This window comes from Bacillus sp. JUb11, from assembly GCF_024807925.1.
Taxonomy (GTDB): Bacteria; Bacillota; Bacilli; order Bacillales; family Bacillaceae; genus Bacillus; species Bacillus altitudinis.
The window spans coordinates 85,355-101,107 of sequence record NZ_JANUEZ010000010.1 but is presented as its reverse complement, the minus strand read 5'-3'; the positions used below and the strand labels follow the sequence as shown (position 1 = coordinate 101,107).

Genomic DNA, 15,753 nt, shown 5'->3' with positions numbered 1-15,753 from the left:
AAACGAAACTAAACAACCAATCACCGATAAACTATCGGCAATTGGCTGTATAAAGGTGTTTTGATCCCTGTCTCAAAAACGGGGGTCAGTCCCATTTACGCCCAGCAGTTTCTTTTTTATTTATTCGTCTTCTGTTTGAATGTCGCCTTCTAAAATATACTGTCCGCGATAAGGTTTCTTCACTTCTGGGTACATTTTAATTAAGCTTTGCATAAACGTTGTCATATTTGGAATTTCAAGACCGCTTTCTTTTTCAATCTCTTTTTGAAGTTCAGAGCTTTTAATCGCCGCATTATGACGCTTTAATGTTTTGATTGCAGCTTCACGAAGCTTAGCTGCCTTTGATCCAGGTCTAGCTGTGCCTCTTCTGCGTCTTGTAGATCCTTCAGGAATACCTACAGGTGCACCATTTAGCTGACCTGTTCCTAAAGTTGATGTAACGTTTGACTGCGTTTGCGCAGGCTGATTGTAGCTTCTCATTTCTTGTGCAGCCAGCTCAGCTAATACAGGCAGTGAATCTGTTTTTCTCTCTGTACGCACTTCTTTTTTTGTATCTGTGACGAGACCTGTACCTTGACGGTCTAATTCTCTTAGTTTTGCGTAAATCGCATCTCGTTCAATTTGATATTCACGGATGACCTTTACTTCTGCTTCATTTAATTGTTCCAATCGTAAACGTAACGCTTCCCTCTCATTAAACAATGGATTTCCCCCTCATCATATAAAAAATATTCTATAGTAAATATTAGATTAGAAAACTAATTTTATCAACTATTTTTTTATCATTTTACAGTTTGCTATCAGATAGGTATTTCCAACTAAAATTTTGCCAAAGAAGAAAAATCGGCACCCATTTCATTGCCACTATAGGCTTTTGACCACCTTTAAAATATTGTAAAAATTTTGAATAAATGCTTATACTACTTGATTTATATAGTTATTTACCAAACTGAAATTTCTTTTGTGCAAAAACGTTCTGAATAGTAAAAAGTTAAAATCTTTACATTTTCATTTCAAATTAAAAATGTAAATAGGTCATATTACCTTTTTGTTTCAGGAAATTTTTTTAATGAAATCCCTCATTTTCTCTTTTCTTAGGCATTCCACCTACAATCATATTCATCCAGTGCAATATATCTCCTATTTTTCCCCATGAAAAAACCCCCATGAATGGGGGAAAGCCTATTCTGCAGCCTTTTCAGACTCAGAAAGAACTCGATTGACACGTTTTTCAAGCATTTTCATACCGCTTCCGCCAGCTTGGAAGTGGCGTAAAGCACCTGTTTTATCGAATACATAGTAAGCTGGTACATATTCGTTCTCAAATGCTTCTGTTAATTTATGGTCGCTGTCTACAAAGATTGGCTGTGTGATTTCATGCTCATTTGCAACCTCTTTGATTTTTTCTAGATCTAGGTCATCCTCTGAACGTGGCATATGAACTGCGATCACGTTTAGTTGATCCTTGTATTCATCACGGAATTGGTTCACTTGCGGCATCGCCTCTTTACAAAGGTGACAGCTAACTGACCAGAAGTGGATCAATGTTGGTTTATCACCAATTAATTCTTCTCTTGTTACTTCTCCATTTAACCATTCTTTTGCACCAGTTAGTTCTGGCATTGGTTGACGTAATTTCATTTTGAAGCGCCTCCATCCATTGTATGTCTCGAAACAAAAAGGTCTAACATCAGTTAGACCCCAGCATGTAGACAAACCCTCGCATTCTTTGTCAGTCCTGCGTACTGGTGCTCACGAATGTCACATTCGCTTCGCGCCAGTACTCGTCCTTCCTAGGGGGCTGCAAAGGTTTTCTATCACGCTGAAAAGAAGACAAAGGGCTAAAATAAACAACATTTTAGCCCTTTGTCAACAATCTGAAGGTCTAACATCAGTTAGACTGTTTCTTCAACTATCAATTAAAGTGTTTTTTGACCAGGCTTCCAGTTCGCTGGGCAAAGTCCACCAGTTTGTAATGCTTGAAGAACACGTAGTGTCTCATCTACATCACGACCGATATTGTTGTGGAATACTGTTTGATATTGAAGTTCGCCTTCTGGGTTAATGATGAATAGACCACGAAGTGCAATTCCTTCTTCTTCAATTAAAACACCGTATTCTCTAGATACTGTGTGGTTTGTGTCAGCAGCTAGTGGGTATTTTAATTCTCCAAGACCATTGTCTTTACGATCTGTGTTGATCCAAGCAAGATGCGTATGGATTGTATCAGTAGATACACCGATGATTTCTGCATCTAAATCTTCAAACTCATCATAACGATCGCTCATTGCTGTAATTTCAGTTGGACAAACAAAAGTGAAATCCATTGGATAGAAGAAAAGAACTGTCCATTTGTCATTCTTGATGTTTTCCTCTAAACTCACTTTACCAAATTCCTTATTAGCAAGTACTGCTTCCATTTCAAAACGTGGAGCTTGTTTTCCTACAAAACGCTCTGCCATATGTAAATCCCTCCAAAAATAATATCTTTATACAGACTTCTTAGCTGTATATAAAATGAGAATCAATAGGTTAAATTCTCATTTAGTTAATAACTTCACAAATATAATTATAATACTTAAGCGATTTTTAGTCAATATTAATTAATAATAAATTTAATTAACGATTTGTCACAATCTCTCGCTCCAACTATTAAAAGTTTAACATGACTTGCATAAGGGAACAAATGATTAGCTTCTCATTTCGCACATACATAGAAAGGTTTTGAAGATCATGAAAGCACTTGAACAAGTAGATTGGGTTTCCATCATCATGAACAGCAGTATAATTTTGTTAAAATTAATCGCTATTTTTGTGATTTATTTTATCATCAGAGCGATTGGAAACAAGATGATTAAGCGTGCCTATTCAGCATTCTCTGAGAAGCACGATGTCTCTTTATCACGAGCTCAAACGCTGCAAAGTCTTACCTTAAATATTTTCGCCTACTTGCTGATTTTTATTCTAGTTGTGATGATCCTCGACTTATTTCATTATAACCCAACCGCCTTGCTGGCTGGTGCAGGTGTTGTAGGACTTGCCATTGGATTTGGCGCTCAAGGATTAGTGAGTGATATTGTGACAGGCTTCTTCATACTGCTGGAAAAACAATTTGATGTCGGCGAGTATATAACGGTTGCTGGTTTCGATGGGATCGTTGAACAAATTGGACTGAGAACAACACAGCTTAGAAGCTTTGATGGCACTCTTCATTTCATTCCAAACCGAAGTATACTTAATGTAAGCAATCATTCACGAGGGACGATGCAGGCACTCGTTGATATCGAATTATCCCCAGATGAAAATGTGGATCAGATGATCACCACTTTGCAAGCAGCCTGTGATGAAGTTCGTGAGAGCATGCCGCAAATCATCGAAGGTCCTCAAGTCGTTGGAGTGGAATCATTTGACTCCTCATCCCTCGTCCTTCGTATCATTGCAAAAACTGAAACGATGGAGCAGTGGCGTGTCGAACGAATTCTGCGCAAAAAAATGAAAGCAGCACTCGATCTAGCCAAAGAGCAAAAAGAACCAGGATCATAATATCCTGGTTCTTTTGTTTGTTTTATTGAACACGCTGTTCTACTTCTTGACAAATTTCATCAGCCGTCATACCTGACGCTGTAATGACAGATGCCTTTGTCGTTGTGTCTGAAATGCCAAGAACATTTGAATCTAGTCCTGTGACCACATAGCAGTCACACTGATCCATTTGCTGTTCATTTTGAATACGTACGACATCATACCCTTTTTGCTTCAAAAGCTCTTCTACATCGGATAAAGATGGTTCTACACCAATTCTTGTCATAATCAAGAACACCTCCTGTACATAAGGTGTACAGGAGGTCATTTGATTATTCATTCACCTGCTTGCTTTTTAAAATAAGCCGTCATGACGTTCACAGCTGTTTCAATCGCATTTTCGTCAGGAGTCAGCTTGGCATGGTGCAGTCCATATTCTGAATCTACCCCTAACCAAAACATGAACCCAGGGTATTTTTTCAGCATGTAGCCGAAATCTTCTCCTGTCATCGCTTCTCTGCATTCAATGACATTCGCAAGCCCTTCTTCGGCTACATATGACATAAATTCCTCTGTCAAATCCTTTGAATTGTCCACTTCGTAATAAGCTGAAGGGTATCGAACTGTCGCCTTGCATTCGTAGCCAATTTCAATTCCCTTTGCCAGTGCTTCAATTCGTTTTCTCACCTTTTCCATAGACTCTGGCGAGAGCGTGCGAATGGTTCCATCCAGCTTTGCGTGCTGCGCAATGATATTTTGAGCAGTGCCACCTGTAATCGTGCCAACTGTAATGACGGCACTATCAAGAGGGTCCACATTTCGTGAAATCACCGATTGCAGCTGCCCTACTAGTGCACTTGCAGCCACCACCATATCATTTGCTAAATGAGGGTATGCGGCATGCCCGCCTTTTCCTTCAAGATCGATCACAAGCTCACTCGTATTAGCAAATAATAGGCCCGGCTTTGTTGCAATCGTGCCGACTGGATATTCAGGTGCAATATGCAGCGCTGTAATAAAGTCTGGCGTCCACTTTTTTAGAACATCACTTGCAAGCATTGGTTCAGCTCCGCCTGGCCCTTCTTCTGCCGGTTGGAAAATAAATAGCAGATCTTCTTTGATTGGCTGATGCACGAAATGATCAATGATACCAAGAGCAATGGTCATATGAAGATCATGTCCACATGCATGCATGTGGCCTTCATGTACCGATTGAAATGGGTAGCCCGTTTCTTCAGGGATAGATAATCCGTCCATATCTGCACGATACGCAAAGACGCGCGTAGGATTTGTCCCTTTTACTTTCACAAAAAGTCCAGTCCGCCATGTTTCCATCTCGATTCGATCTGTTGGGTACGATTCGAGATGCTTGATGAGGTAAGCTTGTGTTTTAAATTCCTTAAAACCAAGCTCAGGAATTTGGTGCAAATCTCTTCGAATGGATATTAATTGCTCACGATTTAACAAGTGAACTCGCTTCCTTTCCTCTATACGAATAAGACGTGGATATATCATCCACGTCTATGTCTTCAGCTGCGAATTGTGTCAATTAAAGCTGACGCAGTTCTTGTTTGATTTCAGTTTTACCTTTTGTTTTTTCATCAATGTCTTTGATTTTCTTTGCAGGTGTACCTGCTACAACCGTGTAAGGCTCGACATCGTTCACAACGATCGCTCCAGCTGCTACAACTGCACCTTTTCCAATTGTCACACCTTCTAAAACAACAGCGTTTGCACCGATGACAACATCATCTTCTACTACAACTGGCTTAGCAGAAGGCGGCTCAATAACACCTGCAAGAACAGATCCCGCACCGATATGACAGTTCTTACCTACTGTCGCACGGCCGCCAAGAACAACGTTCATATCAATCATCGTACCTTCACCGATGACTGAACCGATATTAATAGAAGCACCCATCATGATGACTGCATTATCGCCAATTTCCACTTGATCACGAATGATTGCACCTGGCTCAATACGTGCTTTGATGTTTTTCAAATCCAACATAGGAATCGCAGAGTTACGACGGTCATTTTCCACGACAACATCTTCAATTTTGTCTTTGTTTGATGCTAGAGCTTCTTGAATTTCGCTCCACTCACCGAAGACAACACCAGTGTTACCTGTGATAAATGTTTTTGCATGTTCACCAAATTCAATACCTTCTAAGTCCCCTTTAATGTAGACTTTAACAGGTGTTGATTTTGTACTATTTTGAATAAATGAAATAATTTCATTAGCGTCCATTTGTTTCATGTATGTATGTCCTCCTCTTAATTTATACTTCATTACTGTACCAAAGGAGAGTTTTAATGACAAGTGAAAGAATTGTCTGCGCCTTGGCAAATAAAACAAGCGGGCCTCTTTATCCCGCTTCTTGCTGGTGAAGATGAACAAATTGTCTCCCAAAAGAAATCAATTCCTCTTCCTCGTTTCCTTCTGGATTCAGCTCTATTTTGATGGATGGTAGGACGATATCACCGCCCAGCTCCTTCACTTTTTCTTCAATTAAATCCACAGCTCCACAAAAATGTTCATAAGATGTATCTCCAGAACCGAATACAGCAAATGCTTTACCCGTCAAATCAAGCTCTTCCATTTCTTCATATAGATCAATAAAATCATCTGGAAGATCACCATCTCCCCAAGTATATGCACCTAACAGAATGTGCGAGTAATCATGAAGAAGTTCAGCATCAATATCCATCGCTTCATGCCGGTCCACGCTAGCACCAGCTTCCTTTAATCCTTTTTCGATTAAATCAGCCATTGCTTCTGTATTTCCTGACATTGTGGCATACACCAATAAAACTTTTTTCGTCACTTTTTCTTCCTCCTTATTAATGAATCAGTGCAGGTTCCTCATAAGGCCTGACAAACTTACTTTCATATAAACCCGCACAGAAAAAATTCTCCTTTTGATTGGCGACACGAAAACCGTGCCCTTTGATCGTATCAAACCATTTGAGCTCTTTTTGCTCTATATCAAGCTGATACACTTTAGAAAATCCATACTCATCCTGTGAAGTGGTCACGTACACAATGCCGTTATCCTCTGACACATCCAAAAATGATTCCTCTTGCGCAAAAGCTTGTGATTGAATATCATGCAGCATATTTGTATGTAAGTCTAAAATTTGAACAGACCCTCTTTTCCCTTTTTTAGAGCCCAACGCACAGACAAGGAGGTGTTCCCTGCAAAGCAGCATAGAAGCAGTCATTCGGTGCTCTTCTCTGTTTAGGAGAAAAATCTGTTCACTTTGCAAGTCATACACCCATATTCCTCCATGCACCTCATGAATCTGCGTTCCAATATAAAGATAATCACCGGCTACACATAATGAACGAATCACAGGGGGCTGATTCACATGAGCAAACGGCTTCATAATTTCCCAGGAAATTCCGAAATCGGTTGACACATAAATACTATGCTTTCCATGTGCGCATACAAACCCATCTTTGCGTCCTGTAATAGACCAAACAACTGCATTTGTTGGAAAAGATGATAGCGCCCATGTGTGGCCCTCATCTCCTGATCGTATGACAGTTCCATTTTCACCAACTCCGAACAAATACGGACCAATATAACTGATAGCGTGGATTTTATGCTTGAGCTTAAAAAGCTGCTGCCATCCGCCCTCCACACTGTAATGAAAAATACCTTCTCGTTTGACGGCAACAAAGTAGCCGCCACTTTTAGACGCAGCAACAGCTGTCGCACCTTTATGAAACATGATTTTCAACTCTTTTCTCAGACAATGATGCCCACGTTAAAAAGCTCGTTGCAAACTCCTCACAGCACGCCACATCTTCATCTGTATCTGGTGCAAGTTCCATTTTCAATGTTTCAGGAAATACGGATGCACCTGTCGATTTCAGCATGTCATGAAAGGTATGAACAGCCTCGCAAAACTTCGGATAACTGTAATCGCCTGATCCAAATACCGCCGCTTTGATGTGACTAAGTTCAAGAGCTGAGACCTCTTCATAAAAATCTTCAGCTTCATAAGGGAGATCACCGTCACCCCATGTGTAAGAGCCGATCATGACATAATCGTATGAAGAAAGATCTTCTGCACTTGTGTCGTCAAATTCCATCATCTCTGTCTCTATCCCTTTTCCTTCAAGCGTTTGTTTTAAGATCGCTGCCATGTCTTCCGTATTGCCAGACATACTCGCAAATGCAATTAGTGCTTTCATCTATTGGTCACCTCATCTAAATGATAATCATTTTCAATTATTATATGTACACTTTAAATGATAATGATTTTCATTGTCAAATGTTTTATGAAAAGGTGCTGTTCAAAATAAACATGACGTACATCAAAAAACCGCTCATTCCAATTGGAAGGCGGCTATAATTGATTATCACTCTATCTCTTTGTGATTTACTCTTTTTTTATTTCTGAATAAAATATGGACCGCAATCGGATTCGTGCGTCATCACAAATGTCCAATTTTCTTCCCAATCCATGACATACAGATCGCTATAGTCCATGTGTCCGTCTGTATATGGCAATTCCTTCACTGACAGTTCCTTGGCGTTTTCAAACAGATACGCTTCTTGAGTAAATTGATAAAAAATAGTACATGTATGCTTTGATTGCTGATGAAAGGCGTTTATCGCTGCCTCTTTTTCAAGGCATTCAACTTTTCCCCAGCTGCATAAGTGCCATAGGAAACCATCCATCCCAATCTCTTTTTGTTCTTCTAAAGAAAGATGACTTGCAAAACGTCCACGCCATCTCTCGCGTAAATAAGTTCCCCACTTCGGTATATCCATCTTCTTTTTTTGTTGATTTCTCATCATTTCTTCCAGCTTTCTGCTTTTTCAGTAGATAAATCTATTAGAAACCTAATCAAACCACTTATCCTAAAAAGCACCTCCTCTTCCAGAAGTACTTACACTGCCTCACTTTCAAGCATTTCTTTCACCACACCAACAAATGCTTGAACTTGTTTTAACTGAAAAGAGGCTTCATATCCTAACAGCCATGTGTCACGTCCGATTTGCTCTCCATTTGCGTCTACGAGCGGGGTTTTGTGTACACTTTTCTCATGATCATATAAGGTGACCGAAGGCAAAATGGCGTAGCCGATACCGTGATAGGCCATTTGTTTACATGTCTCAATCTGGTCCACAAGAATCGTCTGTTTTGGCGACACTTTAAACTTTTGATGCCACCAGTGCTGAATTTCTTGATAATAGGTGCTATCACTTTTAAATTGAATAAACGGGCGTTCTGTCTCAATTAACTCATCCACGTCCTTGATGACAGAATCGACTAAATATAAATGATCGGTCATTAAGTATTCCTTTGTGCCCTTCCAATCAGGATTCCCGCGAATGATGCCAATGTGGACATGGTCTTCATACAGACTTTTAAGCATCTCACTGCTCCAGCCTGTCACAAGAGATACTTTGGCATTTGGGTATTTCTCGACATACCGCTTCAGCACCTTTGGCAGCCAGTGCTGACCAATAATGGACGCAACTGCAAGCTTGAGTGTACCGTGAATTTCTCCTTCAAGCTCGTCAATTCTCTCTCGCACTCGATCCTGCTCAGTCGTGACCTCTTTGGCGAATTGAATAATCTGTTCGCCAGCTGAAGTGACTGTCAAGCCTTTTTGTGAACGAAAAAAGATTTTGGTTCCCCACTCTTTTTCAATCGTTTGCAGTCTTTGAGATAAGGCAGGCTGAGAGACAAAGAGCCGCTCTGAAGCCTTTCTCATATTCAATTCCTCACTAAGTACAACAAGCATATGTAACTCTTGAAGCTGCATGAACGCCCTCCTTCTCTTGATAAGTTTTTCTTATTTTATATAGTCATTATATAAATAATAGCTTATGAAGGCAAAAAAAATAAGCTGGGCTGCAGCTCATTTTTTTGCGGAATGAATGACTTCATTTAAGCGCTTTAATACAACACGCCGAGTGAAAATTCCTTCGAATACTTGCTCTTCATTTTCCACACAAACAAATCCATTATTCGTCACAGCGTGAACGCCTTTTAAAACAGGATCCGTCGTTTTCAGTCTTGGAATATCTGATAGCATGACCTCTTCTACCTTCAATTGGTCGAGCTTTTCAAATTCAATTCGTTCTAAGCCAAAGATTTTATCCATGATCATATTTGTTCCAATTAACCCATGAAGGTGATAAGAAGCATCCAGAACAGGTATGGCTGTATATCCTGTTTTTGTCAGGACCAATAGGGCGTGCTCAAGATTATTTCCAATTTGAACGTGTGCCACTTTATCTGCATCAATCATATGCTCAGCTACTGTTGACTCAAGTAATTGAGCCGGTTCTATCTCTATCATGTTTCTTCGACCCCTTTTCTCTCAATCATCAATCATACATTCCCCTTTAACATTAAGCATAAACTAAAACGAATTTTGTCGAAAGATTTTTTTCTGCATAAAAAAGATACTCAGCGTAGAGTATCTAATAGAATGTTCAATCGATATTAATTCTCAAACCTTACTCTGTCATACAATGTGATCAATTTCTTATACGTATTGTCGTCGACATTTTTTGTTCCACATTCTATATCATTGATCTCACTGCTTAGTAATTCGACAGCATATTCCTGATTCAGTAATACGTTTAATAATAGCTTTTTCTCTTCTTCATTAAAACGATTTTCGATGACGCTCATTCAACATCAGGCCCCCTGTTTCATATATGCTTTTATATTGATTAGCAGGCGTTTGAATGTCTGCTTCCTCTCTATACAGCTAGAATAAGGAACTAGAATCGAATCGTCAACCGCACGTTTCGACAACGTTTGGAGAAAAATGACGGAATTTATTTTGTGTATCGATTGGCGTAGCAAAATGCTGCGTATGAGTCGGGTTTTATTTTTGCTTCAATTCCCATGGCTGTGATCATTCCGGTCATTTCCTGGATCAGCTCTTTTGTACTTCCTTTTTTGCCAATATCTAGATGGACTTCAAAACGAAGGTCTGCCCCTTCCTCAGCAAACGGAAGAAGCAAATCCATCAGTTCTGTTAAAGGTCCCTCAAGGATGTCTGCACATACCTTTTGGCTAAACGCTGTCTCTAATGAAATTTTTTCTCTAAGACTTTGTACAGGCCGATTCAACACTTGCTGCGTGAGACAGCCCCAAGCTCCTTTGCCGATCCGGTGAAGATGAATTGCAGTCATAAATCTTGTGACATTCTGATTGACCTGAGAGTCCGTACCAATTGATAGTACATAAACAGATCTCGGGTCTTTCTGAATAAAGTCTTTCATTCTCATGACAACATCAGAAAACGCTAAATGCTCTTCAGAAAGATTAAAAAAAAAAGAATCACTCACAGAAAGGAACTCCTTTTCAATGGTCTCTTATCCGAATATTGCACTGAATGATCATCTTCTATTTGTTCATCACTTATGAAGTGTATGCTTCCGCAATCAACGAAGGAATTCTTAGAAAAAACATTTCATACGATTCAGCTTAGGATTGTAGAAGCTCAAAAATCTCAATCGAAATCATATCAATGTTGTCAAATGGGAAAGTGTTTGGCTTATCCCCTTGTTGAAAAACAGTCAATTCAAACGTTTGATTCTTTTCGAAATACTTAACACTACAGATTTTCTCACCGTTCACTTCGAAATAACGCTGTGCCGGCTCGTTTGCAGCTTCTGCTGTCTCTTGAAGACTTTGCAGCCTTGTAATGATACCCATTAATTGTGACATTCTAAAAAAAGACTCCTTTCAAAAAAACAACTCAAGATGAACCCGTATTGATTATACACAAGTCCTACAAAGCATCATACCATAAAGTGTTCTCAGATGATATTTTTCCTCTTGAATTCAAAAAAAGAAAAAGAATCTGTTTTTTTATTTTGAGTCTTTTTTCTTTTCTCATGCATCTTGTTTTTTATAAACCGGCCGATCTCATCAGGCGTTTCGCAATTTCGTCAAAATCTTCTTTTGAAATACCTGGAGCAAACTCTTCCGGCAAATCTCTATAATCTGGCACGGGTGCACCTTTTGGCGTGCCCTCAATAACTGTCAGCGGCTTTCCATCAATCGGATGGTTTCCTTTCCAAATTTGATTGATATCCTTATAATCCGTATCACTAAATGTATACAGTTTTGTATGAATATTCTGATCTTCAAACTTTCTTGCAGAGTCAAAGTATTTATTGTCGAGATTTGGAATTGGTAGCATCTTCCCAACATCTACCCCTGTCGCTACCTCAAGGGCTTTTGCATACGCCACAACATGTACGCCGCCTCTGACAAGTAAATAACCGATCATTTCTCTTGCCGTAGGGTGATCCGTCATTTCATATACGCGCATTTTATGCGTGCGAGCTCCGCACTCTAGGAAGAAGTTATGAAGAAGATCCAGAATCAGATTACCACTTGAGAACACATTCTCACCTGTCCATGGCTTTGCCATGGAGTCAAACGGATAGCCTGTTTGTGCCGTTTGGATAAAATGCTGCGTATTTCGTTTATCAACAGCCGCTTTCATTGGGGTCGTATCTGGATCGCCCCCATGGGTGGTTCCCGTAATCATGAGATTGACTGCAGTTGTCACAAGCTCTACATGACCGAATTCTTCAGCTGTAATACTTGATACAAGATCATAAAATGGTTTGAGCTTTCGTTTCCCTCTAAAGTTAAACGATTGAAACATGTAGTTATTTAATGTGGACATTTCACCAAATTTTCCGCCGAGTAATTCTTGCACAGCCGCTGCACCATTTGCATCTGGGTGATCTGGCATTGGTAAATCAATCAGCAGCCGCTTGTCACGTTTGATCATGACTTTTCCCTCCTACTGTCTAACTATCATCATTTAAGGTGTATGGATGAATTGGGATGTCCTATGCATGAAGGGAATGATTGGCGCACAAAAAAAACTTGACGGGGGTAGCGCCAAGTTTTTTGGATCTTGATCTGATAGAGGGGTTGGGGAACAGAGAGTAGCTTCTCTCTATAACTAAATGATAATGATTATCAGTTTCATTGTCAACCATTTTTTCTATCTTTTTTCTAATAAAAAAAACAGCCTTGACGGCTGCTTTTAAATTAATCCTTCCTGCTCATATAGATAAGCATACGGAAGATCTACAAACAAATACACGTCTCCCTCTAACGGATAAGAAAACGTACGTATTCGTTCTCCGGTTTCTAAATCACTGTAGATATCGCTGAAAAATCCTTTTCCGCTAATTCTCATTTGAAGAATATTTGCTAGAAAATAAGGGCGCCAGCTCCAGTTTTTCTCTATATACTCTGGCTGAAACAGCCATTCTTTCTCTTTCTTAAACACATTTCCAGTGATTTGAAACCCTTCTTCATTACACATATAAATGCGAAAGCTGCAATCGGTTAGTTCAAGTGCCAGTTTTTGTATAAGTTCATCATTTGTGCTGCATGATTTTTTTAACGTACTGACGGCTTGATGAATTCGCTTATAAAAGGTTTCAGAATGTTCATAGACAGCTTGGAGTTTCTTTTTCTCATGGGCAATGAATTGTTGAAATTCTTCTTTAAGCTGCTCTTTTCGTTTGTTACGGTCAATTAATTGTGCGGCAGGCTCGTGAAGGTAGAAGCCTTGAAAATATCTTCCGCCATTTCTCCATGCATATTGCAGCTGAAAATTCGCTTCAATGTCTTCATAGATTAAAGCCGCTCCTATTTTTCTTGCAAGAAGTGAAATGCTGTATAACACATATTCATAGGAAGGAGATGGAGACGAAGCTCTTAAAGCCTGAAGATCTATTTTTAATAGATCAGGTGAAAGCAGAGCAATCCGGTCAAGATTGCTGCTTTCTTTTCCTATATTAGATACGGCGATTTTGATCCCATATGTACGATAATACGTTAACGTATGGTAAAGCTGTTCAATGTCGCCGCTAAACGTATGTTCAGTAATTTCAATGACAAACCGGTTAAGCTGAATACCCCTTGCTTCATATTCTTTTAAAAGTTCTAAAAAACTTTCGCCATGATCAAGCATGAGGACATTCGCATCATGATTAATAAAGATGAGCAAATCTTCATCTGCGGTCGTGAAGAGATCAAGCGCTTGACTTAATACTTTGTGATCTACTTCCAATTTATATTCGTCAGGAATAGATGAATCCGTAAAGAAGGAGCCTAGACTAACTGTTCCCGACTCAAGCTTCATTCTTCCAAGAATCTCATAGCCTATCACTTTTTGTTCCTCCGCACTGAAGATCGCTTGATAGTGCGGGAAAACATCTTCAATATTCGTTAAAATATCCAATGGATCGACCATTTTCATCACCTGCTTCTCTCTTTGTGTGATTATACCATATCAAAAGCAGGTCTTACACGGTCATTCAAAATGGTGATTGGTTGAGCCATTGCCCCCCATCCATCGTGATACAATCTCCATTAATATAAGATGCATGCTCAGATAATAAGAAACTCGCAAGTTCTGCAATTTCTTCTGGTGTGCCAAGTCTACCGAGCGGAACACTATCTAATGTTCTTTGGGCAGCCTCTTCTGATTCCCACAGTTTATCTGCACCACCTGTTCTTTCAATGGGCCCCGGCGCAATGGCATTTACGCGAATCCGATATTGCTTTCCCCATTCGACTGCAAGCGTTCGGGTAAGTGATAGTACGCCTGCTTTTGCGGCTGCTGAATGCGCTACACCAACACCAGCCCCCCATGCATATGTGGCGACCATGTTGATCATACTTCCGCTTTTCTTTTGACGAATCCAATAGTTGCCCACTGCATGGCTGCAAAAAAAGGTGCCATTTAGCACAATATCAATGACCGCTTTCCAACCGTTAGGAGACAGTTTTTCTGCTGGAACTAAAAAGTTGCCTGCCGCGTTATTAATAAGTGCATCCACATCACCAAATGTATCTACCGCAAACTTCACCATTTGATCAGCATCTTCTGGATGTCGCACGTCCATTGGAAAATAAGCGATCGAACCACCTTGCTGTTTGATTTCATTTGCCGTTGTTTCAAGGGTCTCTTCTGTTCTTCCAGTAATCACAACATTCCAGCCCCCGAGTGCCAAATGAGTCGCCATCGCCTTTCCCATTCCGCTTGATCCTCCTGTGACAATCACTGTTTGCTTCGCCATTTGTTCTCCCCCTTTGTGCATTTTGAATGACTATTCATTCATTATCCATCTATCATATCATGATTTCCCCTCCATACACCATATGGGAGATTCATCAAAAATCATGCTATACTTAATTTTATTTTTAAAGGAGTCTTATATGAAGCAACTTTCCCGTAGGCAGTTTTTAAAAGGAGCAGCTGGTGCGAGTATTCTCGGACTTTTGGCGACCACATCCGGTTATGGCTATGCTCGGTACATTGAGCCGCGCATGATCGACACCGTATCACTCACCATTCATGATGCTCAGCTACCGGCTTCTTTTGACCAATTTAAAATTGCGCAATTTAGTGACGTTCATTTAAGTGATACATTTTCGGCAAAAGATTTAGAGACTGTTGTCCAAAAGATCAACGCTGCATCTCCAGATCTCATTGTGTTTACAGGTGACCTTGTTGATTTTGAAGCATCGATTGAAGAACATGAAAAAGCCAAAGCCTCTTTGTCTAAGCTTGATGCTCCGTTTGGAAAGTTTGCCATATGCGGAAATCATGACTACGGACCCTTTGGCATTGATGTATATGAAGAAACGATGAAAGCTTGCGGTTTTACATTATGTAAAAATGAAGTGTTTCACTTAGAAAAAGAAGGCGGACGCATACAGATCGCTACACTCGATGATCTCATGATGAGTATGCCTGATTACCATTTCATCAAACGAGAAGTCTCTTCTGATCTCTTTACGTTATTGCTTGTGCATGAGCCTGATGCCGCACTAGAACTTGAAACAACCCCTATTAACTTGCAGCTTTCTGGGCATACGCATGGCGGTCAAATACAGCTTCCTTTCTATGGACCGATTCTCACAGCACCTTTTGGGCGTATATATGTCGAAGGCTTATACGGTAGCTATCAGCACCGTATCTATGTCAACCGCGGGCTTGGGACAACTAGACTGCCGCTTCGGTTTTTAGCCAAACCTGAAATCACTTTTTTCACCTTAACATCTCACGTGTAAAGAGAAGCCAAATCACCTTTTCCTGCATATGTATAAACAAAGATCCTTCTCATAACAAATGTTAGGAGAAACCTTACTGGGCCTGATTCCGTCCATATAGTATATGTGAGGCGGGGATCATGGCTTCTT

The 15,753-nt window shown here is 40.0% G+C and carries 20 protein-coding genes; 2 read left to right on the top strand and 18 right to left on the bottom strand.

Going from position 1 to position 15,753, the window contains the following annotated elements:
• Nucleotides 1–120: 120 nt before the first annotated feature.
• The 3 genes from M2369_RS17310 to ahpA form a co-directional block, all read right to left on the bottom strand.
• A complete protein-coding gene (locus M2369_RS17310; RefSeq protein ID WP_110487267.1) occupies nt 121–702 on the bottom strand; it encodes a Rok-like winged helix domain-containing protein in 582 nt (193 codons plus the stop codon).
• A gap of 480 nt (nt 703–1,182) precedes the next feature.
• The gene (locus M2369_RS17305; protein WP_008345174.1) at nt 1,183–1,641 is read right to left on the bottom strand and encodes a TlpA disulfide reductase family protein; all 459 of its coding nucleotides are present in this window, start codon (nt 1,639–1,641) and stop codon (nt 1,183–1,185) included.
• Nucleotides 1,642–1,919: 278 nt separating this feature from the next.
• Nucleotides 1,920–2,462, bottom strand: coding sequence for a biofilm-specific peroxidase AhpA (ahpA, locus tag M2369_RS17300; protein ID WP_007498654.1), 543 nt, complete (start codon nt 2,460–2,462; stop codon nt 1,920–1,922).
• A gap of 271 nt (nt 2,463–2,733) precedes the next feature.
• Here ahpA and M2369_RS17295 point away from each other — a divergent pair, with 271 nt between their 5' ends.
• The gene (locus tag M2369_RS17295) at nt 2,734–3,543 is read left to right on the top strand and encodes a mechanosensitive ion channel family protein (RefSeq protein ID WP_259255232.1); all 810 of its coding nucleotides are present in this window, start codon (nt 2,734–2,736) and stop codon (nt 3,541–3,543) included.
• 22 nt (nt 3,544–3,565) lie between these two features.
• Here the strand turns inward: M2369_RS17295 and M2369_RS17290 are convergent, their stop codons facing one another.
• The 15 genes from M2369_RS17290 to fadH all read right to left on the bottom strand — a co-directional run bounded on the left by M2369_RS17290 (nt 3,566) and on the right by fadH (nt 14,627).
• Nucleotides 3,566–3,808, bottom strand: coding sequence for a YkuS family protein (locus M2369_RS17290; protein ID WP_003211408.1), 243 nt, complete (start codon nt 3,806–3,808; stop codon nt 3,566–3,568).
• Between the two features lie 50 nt (nt 3,809–3,858).
• Nucleotides 3,859–5,037, bottom strand: coding sequence for an N-acetyldiaminopimelate deacetylase (locus M2369_RS17285; RefSeq protein WP_045034211.1), 1,179 nt, complete (start codon nt 5,035–5,037; stop codon nt 3,859–3,861).
• Between the two features lie 34 nt (nt 5,038–5,071).
• Nucleotides 5,072–5,782, bottom strand: coding sequence for a 2,3,4,5-tetrahydropyridine-2,6-dicarboxylate N-acetyltransferase (dapD, locus tag M2369_RS17280; protein WP_008347987.1), 711 nt, complete (start codon nt 5,780–5,782; stop codon nt 5,072–5,074).
• Between the two features lie 109 nt (nt 5,783–5,891).
• Nucleotides 5,892–6,350 carry a flavodoxin gene (locus M2369_RS17275; protein ID WP_008347989.1) on the bottom strand — a complete coding sequence of 153 codons (459 nt, stop codon included), beginning with the start codon at nt 6,348–6,350 and terminating at the stop codon, nt 5,892–5,894.
• Between the two features lie 16 nt (nt 6,351–6,366).
• On the bottom strand, nt 6,367–7,260 hold the full coding sequence (locus tag M2369_RS17270) for a WD40/YVTN/BNR-like repeat-containing protein (protein WP_058337404.1): 894 nt from the start codon (nt 7,258–7,260) through the stop codon (nt 6,367–6,369).
• Entirely contained in the window at nt 7,250–7,726 is a 477-nt protein-coding gene (locus M2369_RS17265) for a flavodoxin (RefSeq protein WP_008347992.1), read from the bottom strand. The genes M2369_RS17270 and M2369_RS17265 overlap by 11 nt, the downstream gene beginning before the upstream one ends.
• Before the next feature lie 199 nt (nt 7,727–7,925).
• Nucleotides 7,926–8,333 carry a DUF4275 family protein gene (locus tag M2369_RS17260; RefSeq protein ID WP_058337405.1) on the bottom strand — a complete coding sequence of 136 codons (408 nt, stop codon included), beginning with the start codon at nt 8,331–8,333 and terminating at the stop codon, nt 7,926–7,928.
• Nucleotides 8,334–8,428: 95 nt separating this feature from the next.
• Nucleotides 8,429–9,310: a transcriptional regulator CcpC gene (locus M2369_RS17255; RefSeq protein ID WP_039168691.1), complete on the bottom strand. Its 882-nt coding sequence runs from the start codon at nt 9,308–9,310 to the stop codon at nt 8,429–8,431.
• A 96-nt stretch (nt 9,311–9,406) separates the two neighbouring features.
• Nucleotides 9,407–9,850, bottom strand: a complete 444-nt coding sequence (cbpB, locus tag M2369_RS17250) for a cyclic-di-AMP-binding protein CbpB (protein WP_007498671.1) — start codon at nt 9,848–9,850, stop codon at nt 9,407–9,409.
• Nucleotides 9,851–9,996: 146 nt separating this feature from the next.
• Nucleotides 9,997–10,188, bottom strand: a complete 192-nt coding sequence (gene abbA / locus M2369_RS17245) for an antirepressor AbbA (RefSeq protein ID WP_008347999.1) — start codon at nt 10,186–10,188, stop codon at nt 9,997–9,999.
• Nucleotides 10,189–10,337: 149 nt separating this feature from the next.
• Nucleotides 10,338–10,853: a ribonuclease H-like YkuK family protein gene (locus tag M2369_RS17240; RefSeq protein WP_024719568.1), complete on the bottom strand. Its 516-nt coding sequence runs from the start codon at nt 10,851–10,853 to the stop codon at nt 10,338–10,340.
• A 139-nt stretch (nt 10,854–10,992) separates the two neighbouring features.
• Nucleotides 10,993–11,235, bottom strand: coding sequence for a YkuJ family protein (locus M2369_RS17235; RefSeq protein ID WP_003212254.1), 243 nt, complete (start codon nt 11,233–11,235; stop codon nt 10,993–10,995).
• A 184-nt stretch (nt 11,236–11,419) separates the two neighbouring features.
• Nucleotides 11,420–12,316, bottom strand: coding sequence for a manganese catalase family protein (locus M2369_RS17230; RefSeq protein WP_019743902.1), 897 nt, complete (start codon nt 12,314–12,316; stop codon nt 11,420–11,422).
• A gap of 261 nt (nt 12,317–12,577) precedes the next feature.
• The gene (locus tag M2369_RS17225) at nt 12,578–13,798 is read right to left on the bottom strand and encodes an EAL domain-containing protein (RefSeq protein ID WP_024719569.1); all 1,221 of its coding nucleotides are present in this window, start codon (nt 13,796–13,798) and stop codon (nt 12,578–12,580) included.
• Nucleotides 13,799–13,862: 64 nt separating this feature from the next.
• Nucleotides 13,863–14,627, bottom strand: coding sequence for a 2,4-dienoyl-CoA reductase (gene fadH, locus M2369_RS17220; protein ID WP_144678867.1), 765 nt, complete (start codon nt 14,625–14,627; stop codon nt 13,863–13,865).
• A 139-nt stretch (nt 14,628–14,766) separates the two neighbouring features.
• Between fadH and M2369_RS17215 the strand changes: the two genes are divergently transcribed.
• Nucleotides 14,767–15,624, top strand: coding sequence for a metallophosphoesterase (locus M2369_RS17215; protein ID WP_144678868.1), 858 nt, complete (start codon nt 14,767–14,769; stop codon nt 15,622–15,624).
• Nucleotides 15,625–15,753 lie beyond the last annotated feature (129 nt).

Excerpts from the sequence above, each read along its gene's own strand:
- M2369_RS17305 (WP_008345174.1), bottom strand. The coding sequence starts at position 1,641 with ATGAAATTACGTCAACCAATGCCAGAACTAACTGGTGCAAAAGAATGG.
- ahpA (WP_007498654.1), bottom strand. The coding sequence starts at position 2,462 with ATGGCAGAGCGTTTTGTAGGAAAACAAGCTCCACGTTTTGAAATGGAA.
- M2369_RS17295 (WP_259255232.1), top strand. The coding sequence starts at position 2,734 with ATGAAAGCACTTGAACAAGTAGATTGGGTTTCCATCATCATGAACAGC.
- M2369_RS17290 (WP_003211408.1), bottom strand. The coding sequence starts at position 3,808 with ATGACAAGAATTGGTGTAGAACCATCTTTATCCGATGTAGAAGAGCTT.
- M2369_RS17285 (WP_045034211.1), bottom strand. The coding sequence starts at position 5,037 with ATGATATATCCACGTCTTATTCGTATAGAGGAAAGGAAGCGAGTTCAC.
- dapD (WP_008347987.1), bottom strand. The coding sequence starts at position 5,782 with ATGAAACAAATGGACGCTAATGAAATTATTTCATTTATTCAAAATAGT.
- M2369_RS17270 (WP_058337404.1), bottom strand. The coding sequence starts at position 7,260 with ATGTTTCATAAAGGTGCGACAGCTGTTGCTGCGTCTAAAAGTGGCGGC.
- M2369_RS17265 (WP_008347992.1), bottom strand. The coding sequence starts at position 7,726 with ATGAAAGCACTAATTGCATTTGCGAGTATGTCTGGCAATACGGAAGAC.
- M2369_RS17260 (WP_058337405.1), bottom strand. The coding sequence starts at position 8,333 with ATGAGAAATCAACAAAAAAAGAAGATGGATATACCGAAGTGGGGAACT.
- M2369_RS17255 (WP_039168691.1), bottom strand. The coding sequence starts at position 9,310 with ATGCAGCTTCAAGAGTTACATATGCTTGTTGTACTTAGTGAGGAATTG.
- cbpB (WP_007498671.1), bottom strand. The coding sequence starts at position 9,850 with ATGATAGAGATAGAACCGGCTCAATTACTTGAGTCAACAGTAGCTGAG.
- abbA (WP_008347999.1), bottom strand. The coding sequence starts at position 10,188 with ATGAGCGTCATCGAAAATCGTTTTAATGAAGAAGAGAAAAAGCTATTA.
- M2369_RS17235 (WP_003212254.1), bottom strand. The coding sequence starts at position 11,235 with ATGTCACAATTAATGGGTATCATTACAAGGCTGCAAAGTCTTCAAGAG.
- M2369_RS17230 (WP_019743902.1), bottom strand. The coding sequence starts at position 12,316 with ATGATCAAACGTGACAAGCGGCTGCTGATTGATTTACCAATGCCAGAT.
- M2369_RS17225 (WP_024719569.1), bottom strand. The coding sequence starts at position 13,798 with ATGGTCGATCCATTGGATATTTTAACGAATATTGAAGATGTTTTCCCG.
- fadH (WP_144678867.1), bottom strand. The coding sequence starts at position 14,627 with ATGGCGAAGCAAACAGTGATTGTCACAGGAGGATCAAGCGGAATGGGA.
- M2369_RS17215 (WP_144678868.1), top strand. The coding sequence starts at position 14,767 with ATGAAGCAACTTTCCCGTAGGCAGTTTTTAAAAGGAGCAGCTGGTGCG.